This window comes from Curtobacterium pomorum (genome assembly GCF_044497295.1).
GTDB lineage: Bacteria > Actinomycetota > Actinomycetes > Actinomycetales > Microbacteriaceae > Curtobacterium.
On sequence record NZ_CP172409.1, the window covers coordinates 901201 to 920297 of the forward strand.

A 19097-nucleotide genomic window follows, 5' to 3' on the forward strand; every position below is an offset into this window, starting at 1 on the left:
TACCGGTCTCGATCCCCGAGACATCGACACCGCCCGCGCACCGATCGCCGCGGGCTGAGCAGGAGACGACGATGTCCGACCTCATCACCACCCTCGAACAGCAGGAGCGCGACTTCGTGCTCGATGGCTTCACCCACGACGACGCCTGGGAGCTGGGCTCCCTGATCCGCGGCATCGCCCACGAGGCCGGCCACGCCGTCGGCATCGACATCCGGCGTCCTGGCCTCGGGCTGTTCCGCGCGGCGACCCCGGGCATCACCCCGGACCAGCACGTCTGGATCGACCGCAAGGCCGCGGTCGTGCTCCGGATGGAGCAGTCGAGTGCTCTCGTCGATGCCCGGTTGTCCGCCGCCGGGGTCGATCCCGCCGCGATCGGGTGGCTCGGCGCGGAGTACGCCGTGACGGGAGGGTCGTTCCCGATCCGGGTTCGCGGCGCCGGGGTGGTCGCGGCCGTGACGGCCTCCGGCCTGTCCTCGATGGAGGACCACGACCTGGTCGTCGCCGGCCTGCGCGCGTTCATCGCCTCGCGTTCCTGACGCGACCAGATGCGGACGGGAGGCCCGGTGCCAGCTGGCACCGGGCCTCCCGTCCGTCATCCGGTCCCGTCCGCGATCCGCGAGGTTCCAGGACTCGCCGCTCACGTTCCCCGAGGTTCCGCGGACGGCCCCAGCGCGCCCCGAGATGCGACGATTTCGGAACCCGGGGACGCCGGTGGACGGACGTGACGGCGGAATCGTCCCCGCGTGATCAGGCGGGGTAGTCGACGAAGGCGAAGGCAGACCCGTCGGGAGCCCACCCGTTGACGTTGAGGGTGCCCTGCCCGCCGTCGAGCTCGACGATGGTCTCGGCGGCCTGCCAGGCCTCGGGGCCCCAGTCGCCCACGGGCCCGTCGCCGGTGACGAGGCGCAGACGGACCCGCCTGTCCGCCGGGTGCCCCTCGGTGCCGGGCGGGAACGACAGGTAGACGGCGGCGTCGTCGGTCGGGGCGGGGTGCGGGAACCAGTTGACGTGCTCGTCGACGGTGAGCTGCTCGATCCCGGTGCCGTCCGGTCGGACCCGAGCGATCTGCGCGTGTCCCGGCGTCGCTTCGAACTGCTCGGTGTTGAACAGGATCCACGCACCGTCCGGGGTCCACTCCGGGCCGTCGGCGGAGGCGGGCTCGGTCGTCACGGCCCGGTCCGCGGTCCCGTCGACGCCCATCACCCGGATCGTGCCCGAGGACCACACATCCTCGCCGGAGGGGTCGAGCCGGACGTACGCGAGTTCGGAGCCGTCGGGGCTGACACCGTGCAGGAAGTGCATGCCGCCGTCGTCCGCGGTGACCCGCGTCGCTGGGCCCCCGGCGAGCGGGGCGCTCCAGATGTGGAAGTCATTCGCGCTGACGTGCACGGTGACGCCGTCGGGGTCGAGCACGTGGTCGTTGTTGAGCGGTGGCACACCCGTGATGCCGACGGGCTCCGGTGGATCGGTACCGTCGGCCGGCATCGTCCAGAGGACACCGTCGGCGTTGAGGACGAGCCGGCCGTCGGCGGTCCAGTTCGGCGCTTCGTACAGTCGCGCGGCGGACTCGTGCACGGTGGTCACGCTGCGGTCGGCTCGGCGCCAGATCCGGATCCGGCAGGTCTGGCCCGGTGCGAGCACGCGACCCGGGGCTTCGTCGTCGAAGGACATGGGCACACTGTTCCACAGGGGGCGTCGGCTCGCGACGGCGCGACCGGGTGGCGGTCGTCGTCCGCCCCCCGCGTTGGGGATGATGACGCGTCTTCGGGACCCGTAGGCTGATCGGGTTCGTACCCGAGACGAAAGCTCACGTTGCCGCACCCCCAGCGCCCCTCCCGCCTGCCGTTCATCGCCGCCACCGCCTCGGTCGTCGTCGTCGCCGGTGTCCTGCTCGCCGCGATCCCGAACACCGCGACCGCCGTGGAGTCGCCGATCGCGACCCCGACGGCCACGCCGACGACGTCGGCTCCGGTCGAGACGCCTGCGCCCGCGGTGCCGACCGCGACGCCCGCGCCCGCGGTGCCGACCGCGACGCCGAAGCCCACGGCGACGCCGAAGCCGACGCCGTCGACGATCTCGGTCACCTACGCCGGAGACTCGCTGACCGCGATGGACGGCTCGTGGATGCGGCAGCTGAACGACAAGACGCTCACGAACATCGGCGGAACCGCGATCGGTGGCGCCACCGTCCCACGGATCCTGACGAACGTCTCGGCACGGGACGCCGACGTACTCGTCGTCATGGCCGGCACGAACGACATCCGCTACGCCCGCAGCAGCACGACGATCACGCAGAACATCGGCAAGGTGGTCCACAAGGTCGGGGCTCGGCACGTCGTCATCGCGGCGATCGCTCCGTCGAACGTCACGAAGTACGGCAAGAAGCACATCGACCGTCGCAAGCAGGGCGAGATCCTCAACCGAGACCTGCAGAACTACGCGCTCACCAACGGCTACCTGTTCGTCGATCCGTGGGCGGCGGACCGGCAGCTGAACGGTGGATGGCCGTCGAACCGCACGATCGACGGCACCCATCCGACCGTCGCGATGTCGAAGAAGGTCTCGGTCCGGATGCAGCAGGCCATCCACATCGCCGTCGAGGGCGCGAAGGGCTGAGTCGAGGGTCGGTTCAGCCGGCCCGCGCCACGCGCCGACGTGCCCACTGCACGGAGACGGCAGCGAGTACCCCGCCGACCACGGCGCCGATGGTGTTCGTGATCCAGTCACTCGTGTCGCACGCCCGACCGATCACGGGGACGACCGCCTGGACGACCTCGACGAGGGCGGAGAACGCGCTGGCGCCGACCGCCGCGAGGACCGGGCGCCGCCACCGCACCCCGGCCAGGAACGCGACCGGCACGAACAACAGCACGTTGGCCGTCGACTCGACCGCGGTCGGTGCCAGGTACGGCAGCCCGGCGGCGCAGGTGACGGCGGACCGGGGAGCGCCGTCGGGCGACAGGGTGAGCGCGAGCGTCACGACCACGGCGAGGCCGAACAGCACGGCGGTGAGCCGCGGCAAGCGCGCCAGCCAGACGCCCACGACGGGCGCGACGACGATGACCGCGATCAGCACGCCGAACGCGAGCCACGGGACGTCGATGAGCAGGGTCGAGAGCATGGATCTCCGGACGGGAGGCGCGGTGCCAGCTGGCACCGGGCCTCCAGCCACTCAGGGGTGTCGGATCAGAGCGCGGCGCGACGACGGCGCACCGCGCGTGCGCCGAGCAGGCCGGCGCCGACCAGGACGAGGCCGGCCGCCCACGGCAGGGCGCCGACGGCGTCCGAGCCGGTGTAGGCGAGCTGCCCCGTGGTCGGGGTCGCGCCCGCGACCGCGACGGTCGGCACCGTCGGTGCGGTGGGGCGCACGTCGACCGGGAACGAGGTGCTCTGCAGCCCCTCGCCGCCGACGGTCAGGGTGTGCGTCGAGGCGTGCGGGAACGTGACGCCGACAGCGCTCTCGGCGTCGAACTCGGTGTAGGGCGCGATCACGTCACTGGCGACGTCCGACGTGACGATCGGCGTCCAGACGGGGTTGCCGTCCTCGTCGGCGAAGTCGATCGGGTTCCCGAAACGGTCGACCAGGTTGCCGGAGACGACGAGCGTTCCGCCCTGCGCGACCGTCGGACGTCCACCGTCCACGACGTCGAGACCCCCGAAGGAGCCGTCCTCGTCGGTGGTGAGCTTCACGGTCAGGACGGTGCCGTCCGTGCCGATGATCCACATCGTCTTCTTCGGCGCGTCGATCGACGCCGCGTCGAGGGTGAAGACCTGGACGCCGAACGCAGCGGCCGGGTCGACGGTCAGCTCGACGTACTGCGTGACCGACTCGGTGCCGCTCGTGGCCGTGACCGCGAACTCGTACCAGGACGCCGTCGTCGCGGTACCGCTCAGCTCCCCGGTGGCGGCGTCGAAGGTGATGCCGTCGGGCAGCTGGATCTCCGGGCCGAACTCCTCGTCCGTGTCGTCCGGTTGGAAGCCGAACCCGATCGTCCAGCCGGGGCCGCTGGAGCTGCCCGCGTCGAGTGCCGCTGCCTGCGACTTCGTCATGACGACGTCGCCGTCATCGTCGCCGGAGTACCAGGCGAGCTCGTACGTCGGGGTGGGGGAGCCCTGCGCCCGGAAGGTGTACGAGAACGGCTCGCCGGCGGTGGCCTGCAGGGGGAGGTCGTCGTCCTGCTCCGTGCCCGCGGTGACCGGCTCGCCCGCGGCGTCGACGAAGACCGGGTCCTGGGTGACGGCGGTCGAGGTCGCGGACACGGTCGCCGTCGATCCGTCCGACAGGGCGCCGGTGACCTGGACCGTCAGCTGCTCCCCGGCCTGAGCGGCGTCGATCGTGTACGAGCCGCTCGTCGCCAGCACGGCGGTGGAACCGACCTCGGTCCAGACGTACCGGAACGCGCCGTCCTCGTCGAAACCGGTGGGGACGGCGGTGACCACGGCACCGACCTCCGTGTCACCGGTGATGGTGACGGCGGGGGCGACGGCCTGCTGCGCGGTCGGTGCGTCCGTCGGGGTGGGCGTCGGGACGGTGGGGGTCGGAGCGGCCGGGAGCGCCTCGTCGACCGCTGGTGCGGTCGGCTCGGGAGTTGCTTCGGTCTCGGCGGCCGGTGCGGTCGCGGCCGAACTCGGTGCCGGGGCGTCGGTCGTCGGTCCGGCCGCTTCGTCCGCGGTCGGAGCCGGGGTGTCGGTCGCGGCGGGAGCGGACGTCGCGGTCGACGCCGTCGGATCGGTCGCCGGCTCGGCGTGGGCGGCCGTCGCGGTGACGAGGCCGAGGCCGGTCGTCAGCGCGACGAGGGCTGCGGTGGTGCCGACGGCGCAGGCGCGTCGGACGGTGGAGGCGCTGTGGCGCACGGGTCCCCCTGGATCGTGTCCGGTCGGGTGCCGGATCGTGTGGATCAGCCGAGAAAGCTCAGGCGTCTTCGGATCGTAGGGCCAGTGACCGCTTCAGACCGACGGAGCGTCCGAATCGTGACCATGACTGGGGGCGGTCGTCGCGCGGAACCCCCGGTCGAGGAACGCGATGATCCACCCGAAGCTCGCGTCGACGTCAGTGCGCATCTGGAACCCACCGGATGTCTCGATGGTCGCGAAGCCGTGCAGGACACTGCGCAGCAACCGGAGCGCGTGCACCTCGTCGGCGGGGTCGAGTCCGTAGCCGCGCAGCGCCGCTCCGAAGGAGGCGAGGGTGCGCTCCAGGGCAACGGCCAACGGGTCGTCCGGACCGGTGGGACGGATCCCGACCGTCGCCTCGTACCGGCCGGGGTGCCGCTGCACGTACCGGCGGACGGTCTGCGCCGCGGCCTCGACGGCGTCACGGCCGGCGAGCCCCTGCATGGCGTCGCGCAGGTCGTCGCCGAGTTCGTTCGCAGCGAGGACGGCGATCCGGCGGGTCAGGTCGGTGAGCCCGTCAACGTGCTTGTACAGCGACGGCGACTTCACGCCGAGTCGTTCGGCGACGACGCTCATGCTCAGCCGCGCGAGTCCGATCTCGTCGGCGAGTTCGGCAGCCGCGGTGGTGACGGCGGCGGGGTCGAGCCCGGCCCTAGCCACGGTGGCCACCGACGGGCGCGAAGGTGCGGCCGAGGAACGGGATCACGAGCGCGAGGACCTCGGTCGGGGTCTCCGTGTGCGGGTAGTGGCCCGCGCCGTCGATGACGGCCAGCTCGCCGAGTCCGTCGGGCAGGTCGGCCAGGACCCGCTCGCCCTCGGCGCGGGGGAGGGCCCAGTCCGGGTCGGCACTGCCCTCGATCACCAGGACTTGGCAGCGGATGTCCGGCAGTCGGGCGCCGGCGTCGGCGGGTGAGGTCTTCGTCATCGCGCGGAGGACCGCCATCCGCTCCGGCTGGCGCAACGTCGACTCGATGCGTGCGCGCTCCTCGGTCCAGTCGACCGGCTTCGTCGGCACGGCGATGTCCAGGTAGGCGAGCCAGCCGGCGAGGCTGCCGGTCGCCATCACCTTGGCGAGCTGGAACGTGCCCGTGCGGTGTCGGCGGTTCCGCAGCAGGCCGCCGAGGTCGAGGGCCTGCTTGCGGGTGAACGGCGCCAGCTCGACGATGCCGGCGACGACGTCAGGGGCGTCGGCAGCGGCGATGGTGGCCGCTCCGCCGCTGATCGACTGCCCGACGATGACCGCGGGGCCGCCGAGGTGCCGGACGACGGCGACCAGGTCGCGAGCGATGTCGGCGCGCTGGTACGACGTCCAGTCGGTGCTCGAGTCGCCGCACCCGCGGATGTCGACGTTCGCCACCCGGTAGCCGGCGGCGACGAGCTCGGGGACGATGAACCGGTAGGCGTGCCGGCTGTCGCCCATGCCGTGTGCGAGGACGACGAGCGGGCCGTCGCCGCTGACGTCGTACGCGATGGTGCCTTCGTCGGTACGCAGGTGTTCGAGCATGACTGCCTCCATGGCTAAGTGTGTTAGCTATAAGCTAAGACCATTAGCCGACCGAGTCAACCCCCGAGGGTGTCGGAGAGGTCCAGGGACCAGACGGCCACCCCGGTCAGACCGAGTCGCTCGGCGAGGGCCACGCGCTCACGCAGCGACCGCGCGTCCGACCACCACAGCACCTCGCCGCTGGGCAGGGTGGCGGTCCACTCGCCGACCGTGGTGTTCCACGTCGGGGTGACGTGGGCCTTCCGGACACGGCGACGGGCCTGGTCGTCGGACAGCTGCCCCGCCGGCCGCGGCCCCTTCCAGTGGTAGCCGTACCCGGCGACGCCGAGCACGATCTGGTCGGCGGGCGCGAGGGCGGCGAGAGCCCTGGCCGACTTCGACGCCCAGCGCAGCGACCCGACCGGGCCCGGAGCGTTCGGCTCCCACGGACCGTGCTGGTCGTAGGCCATCAGGGTGAGGTGGTCCAGCGGGGCGCTGAGTGCCCGGACGTCGTACCCCATGCGTGCGTAGCCGGCCGCGGTCGTCGACGCGGACAGGGCGATGTCGAGCCGCACGTCGTCACCGACCGCCGCGCGGAGCTCCCGCGCGAACGCCGTCAACCCGGGCCGGTCCGCCGCGGTCAACGCCTCGAGGTCGATCATGATCGAGTCCCACCCACCGGAACGCACGTCGGTGACGAGTGCGCGGACGACGTGGGACCGGTTGGCGGGGGACCGGAGCATCCGGCGCGCGATCGGTTCGCTGAAGTCGCCGTCGGCGTAGTTGCTGACGAGCAGCTGCGCCTCGAGACCGCGGGCGTGCGCGCGGTTGCGCTGCGTCCTGGCTTCGCGGGACGGCGTCGTGACACGCGTGCCGGTCCGGCTCAGCAGCAGGCCGTCGACGCCGACGACGTCCATCGCCGAGGCGTTCGTGTCGATCAGCGCGGGGTCGGCGCCCTCCGGCTGGAAGCCGGTCACGTCGAACCAGTCGGGCGTACTGGACCGCGCGTTCGCCGGGCCTGCGCAGCCGGTCAGGACGAGCCCCGCTGTCAGGACGGTGGCGATGAGGACGGAACGCGGGCTGGTGATCACGTGCCGAGTGTGTCAGGCCGGTGCGGCCGCCGCGTCCACCGGTGCGCTGAACCGGTCGACCAGGGTCCGCTTCAGGACCTTGCCGCTCGGCCCGAGGGGCAGGGCGTCGACCACGTGCACGACGCGCGGGAACTTGTACGCCGCGATCTCGTCCGACACGAAGCGGACGAGCTCGTCGGCGCTGACGGTCGCGCCGGCGCGGAGCACCACGGCGGCCTCGATCTCCTGGCCGTGCAGTTCGTGCGGCACGCCGAAGACCGCCGCCATGGTGACGTCCGGGTGCGTCGCCAGTACCTCTTCGACCTGCCGCGGGTACACGTTGTAGCCGTTGCGGATGATCATGTCCTTCGTGCGGTCGACGATCGTCAGGTACCCGTCGTCGTCCTTCGTGCCCAGGTCGCCGGTGCGGAACCAGCCGTCGACGATCGCCGCGTCGGTGTCCGCCGGACGGTCCAGGTACCCGTTCATCAGGTTGTGCCCGCGGATGACGAGCTCGCCGATCTCGCCGTGCGGCAGCAGCACGATCGCGTCGGGCGTGGCGGGGTCGGCGATCTCGACGTCCACACCCCAGACCGGTGTGCCGATCGTGCCGGGGCGCGGCGCGGTGCCGACGTGGTTGAAGGTCGCGACGGGCGAGGTCTCGGTGAGGCCGTAGCCCTCGTGGATCGGCGCGTCGAACACGGACTGGAACCGTTCGAGCACGGCCAACGGCAACGAGGCGCCGCCCGAGATCGCGTAGCGCAGGGTCGGGCGGGCATCGTTGCGGGTCGCGGCGTCGAGCAGCGCCATGTACATCGTCGGCACGCCCATGAAGATCTCGCAGCCGTGCTCGACCATCGCCGACAACGCGGCGTCGCCGTCGAACTTCGGGAGCATCACGATGGTGGCGCCGGTGCGGAACCCGGTGTTCATCGTGCAGGTCTGACCGAAGGTGTGGAACAGCGGGAGCGCGCCGAGCAGGACGTCCCCGCGGTGCATGTCGAAGGTGCTCATCAGGTTCGTGTTGACCTGTTCGAGCAGGGCGAAGTGGGACCCCTCGGCGCCCTTGGGCTTGCCGGTGGTCCCGCTCGTGTACAGGATCGTCGCCGTGTCGAAGGGGTCGCGGGGGACGTAGGTGTCGAGGGGCTCGGCCGCCGCGGCGAGGGCCTCGAGGCGGTCCGGGCCGTCGTGGTCGTCGTGGTCGGCCGGTGCGAGGACGGTGACGACGTCGACGCCGGCGAGCTCGGCCCCGGCCGCACCTTCGGCGAGCAGCGGAGCGGCGCAGACGAGCAGCATCGCGCCGCTGTCCTGCAGCAGGTACTCGATCTCGCGCCGCTTGAGCAGCGCGTGCACGGGGACCACGACGGCCCCGAGTGCGAGCGTGGCGTAGTAGACGCGGGCGAAGTCGGCGACGTTCGGCACGAGCATCGCCACGCGTGATCCCTCGGTGACCCCGCGGGCGCGGAGCGCTCCGGCGTAGGCGAGGGTCTCCGACCAGAGCTCGGCGTAGGTGGTGCGGTGGTCGCCGACGATCACGGCGACGTCGTCCGGGTACCGCGCGGCGGACTCGGCCAGGATCGCGGCGACCGATGCGGTGGCCCGGGTCGGTCGTGTGGCGCCGTGGTGAGCGGCGGCGGTGGGGGTGGTGCGCGTCATTCCGGTCTCCGTCTTCGGTGACGAGTGGTTCCCCGGATCATACGTGCGGTCAGAACGCCGTGCGCTCCTCGAACACCGACATGAGCATGGCCGCACCGAGCCGCGCACTCCGGGCGGGCTTCGCCGAGCCCTGCACGGCTGATTCGACCCGAGCGCCCTCGACCAGCAACGACAGGGTCTCGGCGATGTGCGCCGGCATGTCCGCCCGGGTGCAGAGCAGCGTGAGGTGGCTCTCGACGTCGCGGAAGTGCTCGGCGGCGAGCGCGGCGATCTCCGGGTCCTGCCGGCCGAGTTCGGCGTGTCCGTTGATGAACGCGCAGCCCCGCCAGCCCTCGTCGGCGAAGCACTCCTCCAGGTAGCTGAAGATGCCGAGGATCTCGTCGCGGGGATCCGCCGAGGTCGTGGCGATGTGGTCCAGGGCTCGACGCCAGGCGCCGTGCCAGCGTCGCAGCACCGCGACGACGAGGGCCTGCTTGCTCGGGTAGGCGGACGTCAGCTCGTCCACGCTCATGCCCGCGTGGGCGGCGACGTCCTCGAAGCGGACCGGGATCACGCCGTGCGCCGTGAACAGGTCGTCGGCGGCCTTGGAAGCGGTGCGCTGTGCGGGCGTCTCGGCGACCGGGGGCGTGAGTGTGAGGAGCGTCATGCTTCGAGACGTTCCTGTTCTGCGAAGAGCGCTGTCATGTCGATGGCCTGGGTGCGGACGTCCTCGACCGCGGAGCCGTCGCGGTTCACGCGGAGAGCCCGAGCACGGCGGCGGCGGAAGCGAGGGCGCTCACGGAGACGATGCCGGTGCTGACCGCGGCGATCTGCAGCATGCGCTGACGCTGGAGGTCCCGGAGCTCCGTGAAGGTCCCGCGGTGGCGGTCCTGTCGGCTCGTCATCGAGACCGACTCGAAGGCCTGCCTCGGTGCGCTGATCGGGTGGACCGGGATTGCGGTCAGGGCGGTCATGTCGTCCTCGTGTTCTCCTGAGCGGCCCGTTGCCACCGGATGAATCGACCGTAGGAGGAGCGGGACCTGCGGTGTGCGCCAGGACCGAGGAGTCGGCGGATCGCGGATGTCGGACGCAGCCCGTCGGTCGGAATCCGGACATCGCCGCACCGGATCCAGCATCCGTTCCACGCGCTGGAGGCCGTCGGGAGCGCTTCTCGGACAGCGGTGCGGACGGCTGGCCCCCGGTCCGTCACACTGCACTCGGTGAACCGATGACAGATGAACGAGCGCGCGTGCAGGACGACGTCCGGTCCGCTGACGTCGACGAAGCACGCGACTTCCTGGTCGGGGCGTACGACGCCTCCGAGTGGCGCGCCGAGACCACTGCGCAGCCCTTCACGTTCCGGTACTCGGCGGTCGGCGACACCACGATGACGTTGCGCGCGATCCGGTTCGACGGGCACCTCGACGGCGTGATGACCCCGTCGGACGACTTCGTGGTGCAGTGGATCACCCGCGGCACCGGCTTCATCGGCGAGGGCGACGACCGCCTCGTCAGCGCCCCGGGCCGACCACAGCTGTGGCCGCAGGACGGCGCCGCGTTCACCTACCAGGACTACGACCAGCGGCTCGTCCAGATCAACCGGGCTTCGCTCGAGGAGGTCGCCGGCGAACGCGGTGCGGCCTCGGGCGCGGTGCAACTCGACCACACCGTGCAGCCCGACGACCGCGCGGTGACGATGTGGCGGAACACGGTCAAGCTCATCTCGCACACCGTGCTCGACCGGCAGGTCTCGCCGCTCCTGCAGGCGGAGATGGGCCGGCTGGGAGCGCTGGCCCTGCTCGAGCTCTACCCGGTCGTCTCGGCCACCCTGCCGGACGAGCTCCTGCTCCCGCGCAACGCGCACATCCGCCGGGCCGTCGAGTACGTGCACGAGCACGCGCACCTGCCGATCACGAGCACCGACCTGGCCGAGGTCGCCTCCCTGAGTCTGCGTGCACTGCAGCAGGCGTTCCAGCGGCAGCTCGGCGTCAGCCCGAACGGCTACCTGCGCGGGGTCCGTCTCGACCGGGTGCGCGACGAGCTCCTGCATGCCGACCCGGCGGCGACGAGCATCGCCGAGGTGGCCCGGCAGTGGGGGTTCGCCCACGCCGGCCGGTTCTCGGCCGCGTACCTCGACCGGCACGGCGAGTACCCCCGGGACACGATGCGGCGGGCGTGACACCCCGACGACCATGATGGGTGCGTGCTCGACGACGACACCCACCGCCACCGACTGGACGCGGTCCTGCGCGCCGTCGGGAGCTCGGCCGGCCAGACCGAACGGCTGCCGGGCGGATCCGTGAACCACACGTACCGCGTGCGCCGAGCGGTCGGTGCCGACGTCGTCGTGCGGTTCCCCGTCGATCCACTGCGCTCGGACGAGTTCCCCGTCGAGGCGTGGGCCGCGCGGGCAGCTGCGGCAGCGGGCATCTCGGTCGCTCGTCCCCTCGACCACGGCGTCCAGGACGGCGTCCCCTTCATCGTGTCCGACTACGTCGCACCCGACCCGCGGCCGATCGATCGCCCCTGGACGTGGCTCGGGTCGTCCGCGCGGACCGTCGCCTCGATCGACCTGGGGGAGGCGCCGTCGTCGCTGTACACCCGGTTCGGCACCGACCTGGCCCAGGCGTGGTCGGCGCACCTGGCCTACAACATCGCGGCGCTCGTCGCGGACGATCCACTTCGCCACGACGGCGCCTACGCCGCGGCCGGCGCGCTCCGGAGGCACGTCGAACGGCTGGCCGCGGAGCGCTTCGCGTTCGGACTCGCGCACGGCGACCTGGCTCCGCGGAACCTGATCGCACGGGGACCGGATCGTGCGCCCGTGCTCATCGACTGGGGTGCTGCCGAGACCGGCCCGTCACCGTGGACCGACGCTCGTCGGGTGTTCGAGTGGGCGTTCGTCGACGGGACGATCTCGCGGGCCGAGTACGACGAGTTCACCGCTGCCGCCGGGCTGGCCACCCCGGCTGGCCACGCGACGCTGGCGTCGCTCACGGCGCTGCACCTCGTCGACGTGACCCGGTGGGCGAGAGACCGACGGCCGGACCTGTACGCCGAGTACGTCGGCCGGTGCCGGGTCGGTCTCGAGCGCATCGAGCGCGTGTCGAGCGAGTGAGCGGCAGGCGAGCGCGGCGGCCCGGGAGCGGCGAACGGTCGCGGGAGGCGTGTCCGCGCCGGAAGCACGGAGCTGCCGTCACGCCCGCGCGCGCAGGAACGCCACCTGCCGCTCCCACTGCCGGAAGCCGCCGCCCTCGTGCCCGTTGTACGGGTACACCTCGATCCAGCGGTCGGCCGGTCCGAGCGCGTCAGCCGATCCGAGCGCGTCGGCCGGTCCGAGCGCGTTGAAGGCGGCGAAGGTGGTGCGCGGCGGGACGACGTCGTCCATCAGGGCCACGGAGAACAGCGCCGGTGCGGTGATGCCGGCGGCGTGGTTCACCCCGTCGAAGTACGCCGCGGTGTCCCACACGGTCTCGGCTGCGTCGCGGTGCACGGACAGGTAGGTCGCGAGTTCCAGGTACGGGCCGCCGACGGCGACGTCCGTGCCGCCCTCCCAGTCGCACAGGAACGCGACGTCGGGCAGCACCGCGGTGATCGGTCCGACGTGGGCCTCGACCAGTGCGGCGGCGGCGATGGCGATGCCGCCGCCCTGGCTGCCGCCGGTCAGGGCGATGCGTGCCGGGTCGACACCGGGCAGCGTCCGCACGGCGTCGACCAGGCGGACGGCGTCGGTGTACACGCGGCGGTAGTAGTGGTCGGCGGGGGAGCCGATGCCGCTCGTCATCCACCCGCTCGCGTGCGGTCCGGAGCCGTGCGGGTCGGGGGTGTCGCCGCCGGCCCACCCGCTGCCCTGGCCGCGGGTGTCCATGACGACGTGCACGTACCCGGCGAGGGCCCAGTGCACCCGTTCGCCGGGGCGCCCGCGGCCGCCGCCGTAGCCGAGGAACTCGACGACGACGGGCAGCGCGGTGTCACGACCGGCGAGCGGACGGGAGACCCAGGCGCGCACCGGGTCGCCGGCGAAGCCCGGGAACGTCAGGTCCTCGACGACGAGACCGGTCACCGGGGTGTCGGCCGGAGCGAGGACGGGAGCCGTCCCTGCTCCGGCCGCCCGGGCCGCGGTGATCGTGTCCGCCCAGAACGCGTCGAAGTCTGCCGGTTGCCGGACCGCGGGGCGGTACCGACGGAGTTCGTCGAGCGGGAGGTCGGTGCGTGCCATGGGTCTCCTCGGTCAGCGCGTCGCGGCGCGGTACTGCTCGAGCACCTCGGGGTGCGGGTCCGCCGGCACGGTCGTCGTCGCGGTGTCCCACGACGGCAGCGTGCCGGTCAGCACCCATGCTGCCTGCCGCGCGGCCCCGGACGCCACGTACTCGCCGGGTTCCGGGATCAGCACGTCCCGCCCGAACACCTGCGCGGCGACGGTCCGGACGGCTTCGTTCCGGGCCGCGCCGCCGATGAGCAGCAGTCGCGAGACGGTCACGCCGGTGCCCTCGACCGCGGCGAGCCCGTCGGCCAGGGCGCACAGCATGCCCTCCACCGCGGCGCGCGCCAGGTGCGGTCGGTCCGTCGTGCCCGGGGTCATCCCGAGCAGCGAGGCGGTCGCGTCCGGCCGGTTGGGCGTGCGCTCGCCGACGAAGTACGGCACCAGGACCAGGCCGTCGGCCCCGGCGGGCGCCTGCAGCGCCAGCTCGCCGAGCGCGTCGTGGTCGACGCCGAGCAGGCCGCCGATCACCTCGAGCACGCGGGCCGCGTTGAGCGTCGTGACGATCGGGAGGCGCGACCCGGTTCCGTCGGCGAAGCCCGCCACGGTCCCGCTCGGGTCCAGGACGTCGGTACCGGTGACACCGAAGACCGTTCCGCTGGTCCCCAGGGACACCGCGACGTCGCCCGGGCCGAGCCCGAGGCCGAGTGCCGCACCGGCGTTGTCGCCGAGTCCCGCGCCGACGAGCAGGCCGGCCGGTGCGGCCCGGCCGCTCGGAAGAGTCACGTCGACGGTGAGCGTCCCCATCGCCTCGTCGTGCGCCACGACGCGCGGCACGACGACGGTGTCCTCGGCCGGCTCCGACCCGGCGACGCGCATCGGGCGGCCGAGCGCCAGTTCGAACAGCTCCGGGTCGTACTCCCGGCGCACCGGGTCCCAGTAGGCCGTGCCGCTGGCGTCCGAGGCGTCGGTCGCCAGGGCGTCCAGGTCCGGCCCGAGCGGACTCTCGTCGGCCGGGCCGTACCCGCGCAGCCGCCACGACAACCAGTCGTGGGGGAGCGCGACGGCCGCGACGCGGCCGGCGTTGTCCGGCTCGGCGTCGCGGAGCCACCGCAGCTTGGTACCGGTGAACGACGCGACCGGCACCAGACCCGTCCGGGTGACCCACGCCTCCCGTCCGAGCTCGTCGACCATCTGCGCGGCTGCATCCGCACTGCGCACGTCGTTCCAGAGCAGGGCGTCGCGGACCACGCGACCGTCGGCGTCGAGCGCGACCATGCCGTGCTGCTGCCCGGCGATCGCGACCGCACCGACGTCGGCGAGCCCACCGGCGTCCGCGATCGCGGCGCCGAGGGCGTCCCACCAGTGGCGGGGGTCGACGGACGTGCCGTCCGGGTGGGACGCACGCCCCTCACGGACGACGGCGCCCGTCGCGGCGTCGCGGACGGTGACCTTGCAGGACTGGGTCGACGAGTCGACGCCGGCGACGAGCTGTGTCATCCCCGCAGCCCGTCAGCGCGCGCCGAGCAGGTGCTCGATTGCGAGCTGCTGCAGCCGGACGAAGCCGAAGCCCTTGCCGCCGAAGTACGCGTCGGCGTCGAAGTCCTCGTACGCCGAGCGGTCGGACAGGAAGGCGTCGTACGACTCGCCGGCGTTCAGGGTCGGCGTGCTGAGCTCTCCGACCTTCGAGGCCTCGAGTGCGGCCTGCACCTCGGGGTCGGCACGGAAGGCCTGCGCGCGCTCCTTGAGGAGCAGGTACATGCGCATGTTCGCGGCGGCCGAGTCCCAGACGCCCGAGATGTCCTCGGTGCGGCTCGGCTTGTAGTCGAAGTGGCGCGGGCCGTCGTACGCCTGGCCGCCCTGCGGCGAACCGTGCTCGAGCAGGTCGACGAGCGAGAACGCGTTCTGCAGGTCGCCGTGTCCGAACACCAGGTCCTGGTCGTACTTGATGCCGCGCTGGCCGTTCAGGTCGATGTGGAAGAGCTTGCCCTGGTAGAGCGCCTGGGCGATGCCGGCCGTGAAGTTCAGGCCCGCCATCTGCTCGTGACCGACCTCCGGGTTGATGCCGAACAGCTCCGGGCGCTCGAGGGTCTCGGTGAACGCGATCGCGTGGCCGAGGGTCGGCAGCAGGATGTCGCCGCGGGGCTCGTTCGGCTTCGGCTCGATGGCGAAGCGGATGCCGTAGCCCTTGTCGGTGACGTAGTCGGCGAGCAGGTTGACGGCCTCGCGGTACCGCTCGAGCGCGGCCTGCACGTCCTTCGCGCTGTCGTACTCGGAGCCTTCGCGGCCGCCCCACATCACGAACGTCGACGCACCGAGCTCGGCGGCGAGGTCGATGTTGCGCAGGACCTTGCGGAGTGCGAACCGGCGGACCTGCCGGTCGTTCGAGGTGAAGCCGCCGTCCTTGAACACGGGGGCGGAGAACAGGTTCGTCGTCACCATCGGCACGATGAGGCCGGTGGCGTCGAGCGCACCCTTGAGGCGGTCGATCTGCGTCTGCCGCTCGGCGTCGGTCGAACCGAACGCGAACAGGTCGTCGTCGTGGAAGGTCAGGCCGTAGGCGCCGAGCTCGTCGAGCTTCTCGACCGCCTCGACCACGTCGAGGGCCGGACGGGTGGGCCCGCCGAAGGGGTCGGAGCCGTTGTAGCCGATGGTCCAGAGACCGAAGGAGAACTTGTCTGCACGGGTGGGCGTCGTTGCCATGGTGGTCACCGTTCGTCGTCGAAACAAAATGTTGCCGCGCCCAACATAAGCGGTAGTGTTGGCTGTGGCAAGGACGTGATCGCAAAGGAGCGAGCGGATGGCACAGGAACGACTGCGGATCGCCATGGTGGGACACGGCTTCATGGGGGCCGCGCACTCACAGGCATGGCGGACCGCCCCCAGGTTCTTCGACCTCGGGGTCGAACCCGAGATGGCGGTGATCGTCGGGCGCGACCCGGAACGCACCGAGAGCGCCCGTGCGCAGTACGGCTGGCAGTCGGCGTCGACCGACTGGCGTGCCGTCGTGGCCGACCCCGACATCGACGTCGTCGACATCGTGTCGCCCGGTTCGTCGCACGTCGAGATCGCGATCGCCGCGCTCGAGGCCGGCAAGCACGTCCTGTGCGAGAAGCCGCTCGCCAACACCGTCGAACAGGCCGAGGCGATGACCGCCGCAGCCGCTGCCGCCCGGTCGCACGGGGTCCGTGCCATGGTCGGGTTCAGCTACCGCCGTGTGCCGGCCATCGCGTTCGCCCGACAGCTCGTGCAGGACGGCCGGATCGGCACCGTGCGCCAGGTCCGCGCGCTCTACCTGCAGGACTGGCTCGCCGACGAGGACGGCCCGATGACCTGGCGGCTCGACAAGGAGCAGGCCGGCTCCGGTGCGCTCGGCGACATCGGCGCGCACGCGATCGACCTCGTCGAGCACGTCACCGGTGCGTCGCTCGCCACCGTGTCCGGCACCCTCGAGACCTTCGTGACCGAACGTCCGCTGATGGCCGAGGGGGTCGGGCTCTCCGGCACCGCGTCGAGCGAGCGCGGACAGGTCACCGTCGACGACGCCGCGTTCTTCACCGCCCGACTCGGAGGCGGCGCGGCCGACGGAGCCATCGGCACGTTCGAGGCCACGCGCTACGCCACCGGCCGGAAGAACGGCCTGACGCTCGAGATCAGCGGGTCCGAGGGCGCGATCCAGTTCGACCTGGAGTCCATGAACGAACTGCGGTTGTACGAGTCGTCGGCCCCCGCGGGGGAGCAGGGCTTCCGCCGGATCCTGGTCACCGAACCCGAGCACCCCTACATGGCGGCGTGGTGGCCCACCGGACACCTCATCGGCTACGAGCACACCTTCAGCCACCAGGTGAAGGACTTCGTCGAGGCGATCGTGTCCGGCACCGACCCGTCGCCCTCGTTCGAGGACGGCCTGCACGTGCAGCGCGTGCTCGACGCCGTCGAACGCAGCGCCGCCGACGGCAGCAGCTGGACGGCGACCTCGTGACCGCCGCCGACGGCACCCGCCTGGCCCTGGTCGTCCGCGGGGGATGGGACGGCCACCAGCCCGTCGAGACCACCGACCTGTTCGTCCCGTTCCTGCGCGAGAACGGGTTCGCGGTCCGGGTGTCGGACTCGACGGCCGTCTACGCAGACGCCGCCGTCATGGACGAGGTCGACCTGATCGTGCAGATCGTCACCATGTCGACCATCGCCGACGACGAGTTCGCCGGGCTGCAGCGCGCGGTCCTGGGCGGCGCCGGACTGGCCGGCTGGCACGGCGGCATCGCGGACGCGTTCCGGAACACCGCCGACTACCTGCACATGGTCGGCGGACAGTTCGCCCACCACGCCGGCAAGCACCCCGACGAGCGCGTCGGTGAACAGTCCGACAACTACATCCCGTACACGGTGCACCTCACCGACCTCGGCCGGTCGCACCCGATCACGCAGGGCATCGAGGACTTCGACCTCGTCACCGAGCAGTACTGGGTGCTGTCCGACGAGTACAACGACGTCCTCGCGACCACCACCCAGGACGCGCGCGACTTCGACGCCTGGAACCGACCGGTCACCGCACCGGCGATCTGGACACGGCAGTGGGGCGAGGGCCGCGTGTTCGTCTCGGCGCCCGGACACCGCCTCGAGGTCGTCGAGTCGCAGCCACTCCGCACCATCATCGAACGGGGACTCCTGTGGGCAGCACGATGAACGAACGAGCACTGCGGGTCGGCGTCGTCGGGGTCGGCGTGATCAGCCAGCAGTACTTCGAGCACTTCCCGGCGCTGCCCGGGCTGTCGCTCGTGGCGGTCGCCGACCTCGACGTCGACCGGGCGCAGACGGTCGGCGCCGCACAGGGCGTGCGCGGCACGAGCGTCGACGAGCTGCTCGCAGCCGACGACGTCGACGTCGTGCTCAACCTCACGATCCCCGCCGCCCACGCCGACGTCGCGACCCGGGCGCTCGCCGCCGGCAAGCACGTCTACGGCGAGAAGCCCCTGGCGATGTCCACGGCCGAGGCCGAACCGGTGCTCGATGCCGCCCGGGCCGCGGGCCTCCGGGTCGGCAGTGCCCCGGACACCGTGCTCGGCACCGGCATCCAGACCGCTCGGGCCGCCCTCGACGACGGGCTGATCGGCACCCCGGTCGGCGCGGCCGTCGCCTGGAGCGCCCCCGGCCACGAGCTCTGGCACCCGGCACCCGCGTTCTACTACCAGCCCGGTGGCGGACCGCTGCTCGACATGGGCCCCTACTACCTGACCAGCCTCGTCACGTTCTTCGGGCCGGTCGTCCGGGTGAGCGGCAGCGCCACGCGTTCCACTCGCGAGCGGACGATCGCGACCGGCCCGAACGCCGGCACGTCGATCCCGGTCGACATCGACACACACGTGGTCGCGATCCTCGAACACGAGAACGGTGTGGTCTCGACCGTCACCGTCTCGTTCGAGGTCTGGGCCACCCGCGCGCCGCTCTTCGAGGTGTACGGCACGGCCGGCACCCTCGGCGTCCCGGATCCCAACCGGTTCTCGGACCCGGTGTCGATCGCCACCGCGGACGACCGCGCGTGGCGCGAGCTGCCCGTCGCCGCCGGGTACGCCGACGCCGGTCGCGGCTACGGCCTCGCCGACATGGCCCACGCGATCGCGACGGACCGGCCGCACCGAGCCTCCGGCGACCTCGCGTTCCACGTGCTCGAGGTCATGGAGGCCGTCTCGGCCGCCGCCCGCGACCACACGGTCGTCGACGTGCACTCGCGCGTCGACCGACCCGCCACCGTCCCCGCCGGGTCCACCCCCGGATCCTGGTGACGGACCCCGACCACCGCACGGAAGGACGACGA

Annotated in this window: 19 protein-coding genes; 7 read left to right on the forward strand and 12 right to left on the reverse strand. The window is 72.2% G+C overall.

Features of this window, described 5'->3' with window-relative positions:
• Nucleotides 1-71 precede the first annotated feature (71 nt).
• A complete protein-coding gene (locus tag ACGH48_RS04385) occupies nt 72-536 on the forward strand; it encodes a heme-degrading domain-containing protein (RefSeq protein ID WP_340196549.1) in 465 nt (154 codons plus the stop codon).
• A gap of 211 nt (nt 537-747) precedes the next feature.
• Here ACGH48_RS04385 and ACGH48_RS04390 read toward each other — a convergent pair whose 3' ends face one another.
• Entirely contained in the window at nt 748-1671 is a 924-nt protein-coding gene (locus ACGH48_RS04390) for a hypothetical protein (protein ID WP_340196550.1), read from the reverse strand.
• A 141-nt stretch (nt 1672-1812) separates the two neighbouring features.
• Between ACGH48_RS04390 and ACGH48_RS04395 the strand changes: the two genes are divergently transcribed.
• Nucleotides 1813-2616, forward strand: a complete 804-nt coding sequence (locus ACGH48_RS04395; protein WP_396290326.1) for a GDSL-type esterase/lipase family protein — start codon at nt 1813-1815, stop codon at nt 2614-2616.
• Between the two features lie 13 nt (nt 2617-2629).
• Here the strand turns inward: ACGH48_RS04395 and ACGH48_RS04400 are convergent, their stop codons facing one another.
• The 8 genes from ACGH48_RS04400 to ACGH48_RS04435 all read right to left on the reverse strand — a co-directional run bounded on the left by ACGH48_RS04400 (nt 2630) and on the right by ACGH48_RS04435 (nt 10055).
• On the reverse strand, nt 2630-3121 hold the full coding sequence (locus ACGH48_RS04400; protein ID WP_396290328.1) for a VanZ family protein: 492 nt from the start codon (nt 3119-3121) through the stop codon (nt 2630-2632).
• Nucleotides 3122-3186: 65 nt separating this feature from the next.
• Complete coding sequence (locus ACGH48_RS04405) at nt 3187-4854, reverse strand: putative Ig domain-containing protein (protein ID WP_396290330.1); 1668 nt, start codon at nt 4852-4854, stop codon at nt 3187-3189.
• Nucleotides 4855-4947: 93 nt separating this feature from the next.
• A complete protein-coding gene (locus ACGH48_RS04410; RefSeq protein ID WP_340196554.1) occupies nt 4948-5553 on the reverse strand; it encodes a WHG domain-containing protein in 606 nt (201 codons plus the stop codon).
• The gene (locus ACGH48_RS04415) at nt 5546-6397 is read right to left on the reverse strand and encodes an alpha/beta fold hydrolase (RefSeq protein WP_396290331.1); all 852 of its coding nucleotides are present in this window, start codon (nt 6395-6397) and stop codon (nt 5546-5548) included. The genes ACGH48_RS04410 and ACGH48_RS04415 overlap by 8 nt, the downstream gene beginning before the upstream one ends.
• A gap of 56 nt (nt 6398-6453) precedes the next feature.
• Entirely contained in the window at nt 6454-7467 is a 1014-nt protein-coding gene (locus ACGH48_RS04420; RefSeq protein ID WP_396290332.1) for a glycosyl hydrolase family 18 protein, read from the reverse strand.
• Nucleotides 7468-7479: 12 nt separating this feature from the next.
• On the reverse strand, nt 7480-9102 hold the full coding sequence (locus tag ACGH48_RS04425; protein ID WP_396290333.1) for a long-chain fatty acid--CoA ligase: 1623 nt from the start codon (nt 9100-9102) through the stop codon (nt 7480-7482).
• A 49-nt stretch (nt 9103-9151) separates the two neighbouring features.
• Nucleotides 9152-9748: a TetR/AcrR family transcriptional regulator gene (locus ACGH48_RS04430; RefSeq protein WP_396290334.1), complete on the reverse strand. Its 597-nt coding sequence runs from the start codon at nt 9746-9748 to the stop codon at nt 9152-9154.
• 85 nt (nt 9749-9833) lie between these two features.
• The gene (locus ACGH48_RS04435; RefSeq protein WP_123313231.1) at nt 9834-10055 is read right to left on the reverse strand and encodes a hypothetical protein; all 222 of its coding nucleotides are present in this window, start codon (nt 10053-10055) and stop codon (nt 9834-9836) included.
• A 254-nt stretch (nt 10056-10309) separates the two neighbouring features.
• On the opposite strand from ACGH48_RS04435, the gene ACGH48_RS04440 reads away from it, so the two are divergent.
• On the forward strand, nt 10310-11260 hold the full coding sequence (locus ACGH48_RS04440) for an AraC family transcriptional regulator (RefSeq protein WP_340196558.1): 951 nt from the start codon (nt 10310-10312) through the stop codon (nt 11258-11260).
• Nucleotides 11261-11284: 24 nt separating this feature from the next.
• A complete protein-coding gene (locus tag ACGH48_RS04445; RefSeq protein WP_396290335.1) occupies nt 11285-12199 on the forward strand; it encodes a phosphotransferase in 915 nt (304 codons plus the stop codon).
• 78 nt (nt 12200-12277) lie between these two features.
• Here the strand turns inward: ACGH48_RS04445 and ACGH48_RS04450 are convergent, their stop codons facing one another.
• From ACGH48_RS04450 to xylA, 3 genes are read right to left on the reverse strand one after another with little or no spacing between them, the layout of a single operon-like run.
• A complete protein-coding gene (locus ACGH48_RS04450) occupies nt 12278-13300 on the reverse strand; it encodes an acetylxylan esterase (protein ID WP_396290336.1) in 1023 nt (340 codons plus the stop codon).
• 12 nt (nt 13301-13312) lie between these two features.
• Complete coding sequence (locus ACGH48_RS04455) at nt 13313-14782, reverse strand: xylulokinase (protein WP_396290337.1); 1470 nt, start codon at nt 14780-14782, stop codon at nt 13313-13315.
• 12 nt (nt 14783-14794) lie between these two features.
• The gene (gene xylA / locus ACGH48_RS04460) at nt 14795-15985 is read right to left on the reverse strand and encodes a xylose isomerase (protein ID WP_396290339.1); all 1191 of its coding nucleotides are present in this window, start codon (nt 15983-15985) and stop codon (nt 14795-14797) included.
• 97 nt (nt 15986-16082) lie between these two features.
• Here xylA and ACGH48_RS04465 point away from each other — a divergent pair, with 97 nt between their 5' ends.
• From ACGH48_RS04465 to ACGH48_RS04475, 3 genes are read left to right on the forward strand one after another with little or no spacing between them, the layout of a single operon-like run.
• On the forward strand, nt 16083-17264 hold the full coding sequence (locus ACGH48_RS04465; RefSeq protein WP_340196562.1) for a Gfo/Idh/MocA family oxidoreductase: 1182 nt from the start codon (nt 16083-16085) through the stop codon (nt 17262-17264).
• Nucleotides 17261-17968, forward strand: coding sequence for a ThuA domain-containing protein (locus ACGH48_RS04470; protein ID WP_396290340.1), 708 nt, complete (start codon nt 17261-17263; stop codon nt 17966-17968). Before ACGH48_RS04465 ends, ACGH48_RS04470 begins: the two co-directional genes overlap by 4 nt.
• Nucleotides 17965-19065 (forward strand): Gfo/Idh/MocA family protein, encoded by a 1101-nt coding sequence (locus ACGH48_RS04475; protein WP_123313610.1) that lies wholly within the window; start codon nt 17965-17967, stop codon nt 19063-19065. Before ACGH48_RS04470 ends, ACGH48_RS04475 begins: the two co-directional genes overlap by 4 nt.
• Nucleotides 19066-19097 lie beyond the last annotated feature (32 nt).

What these genes read in the sequence shown, in the direction of transcription:
- ACGH48_RS04435 (WP_123313231.1), bottom strand. Translation starts at nt 10,055, where the DNA reads ATGACCGCCCTGACCGCAATCCCGGTCCACCCGATCAGCGCACCGAGG.
- ACGH48_RS04465 (WP_340196562.1), top strand. Translation starts at nt 16,083, where the DNA reads ATGGCACAGGAACGACTGCGGATCGCCATGGTGGGACACGGCTTCATG.
- ACGH48_RS04450 (WP_396290336.1), bottom strand. Translation starts at nt 13,300, where the DNA reads ATGGCACGCACCGACCTCCCGCTCGACGAACTCCGTCGGTACCGCCCC.
- ACGH48_RS04430 (WP_396290334.1), bottom strand. Translation starts at nt 9,748, where the DNA reads ATGACGCTCCTCACACTCACGCCCCCGGTCGCCGAGACGCCCGCACAG.
- ACGH48_RS04425 (WP_396290333.1), bottom strand. Translation starts at nt 9,102, where the DNA reads ATGACGCGCACCACCCCCACCGCCGCCGCTCACCACGGCGCCACACGA.
- ACGH48_RS04385 (WP_340196549.1), top strand. Translation starts at nt 72, where the DNA reads ATGTCCGACCTCATCACCACCCTCGAACAGCAGGAGCGCGACTTCGTG.
- ACGH48_RS04475 (WP_123313610.1), top strand. Translation starts at nt 17,965, where the DNA reads ATGAACGAACGAGCACTGCGGGTCGGCGTCGTCGGGGTCGGCGTGATC.
- ACGH48_RS04390 (WP_340196550.1), bottom strand. Translation starts at nt 1,671, where the DNA reads ATGTCCTTCGACGACGAAGCCCCGGGTCGCGTGCTCGCACCGGGCCAG.
- xylA (WP_396290339.1), bottom strand. Translation starts at nt 15,985, where the DNA reads ATGGCAACGACGCCCACCCGTGCAGACAAGTTCTCCTTCGGTCTCTGG.
- ACGH48_RS04440 (WP_340196558.1), top strand. Translation starts at nt 10,310, where the DNA reads ATGACAGATGAACGAGCGCGCGTGCAGGACGACGTCCGGTCCGCTGAC.
- ACGH48_RS04455 (WP_396290337.1), bottom strand. Translation starts at nt 14,782, where the DNA reads ATGACACAGCTCGTCGCCGGCGTCGACTCGTCGACCCAGTCCTGCAAG.
- ACGH48_RS04400 (WP_396290328.1), bottom strand. Translation starts at nt 3,121, where the DNA reads ATGCTCTCGACCCTGCTCATCGACGTCCCGTGGCTCGCGTTCGGCGTG.
- ACGH48_RS04415 (WP_396290331.1), bottom strand. Translation starts at nt 6,397, where the DNA reads ATGCTCGAACACCTGCGTACCGACGAAGGCACCATCGCGTACGACGTC.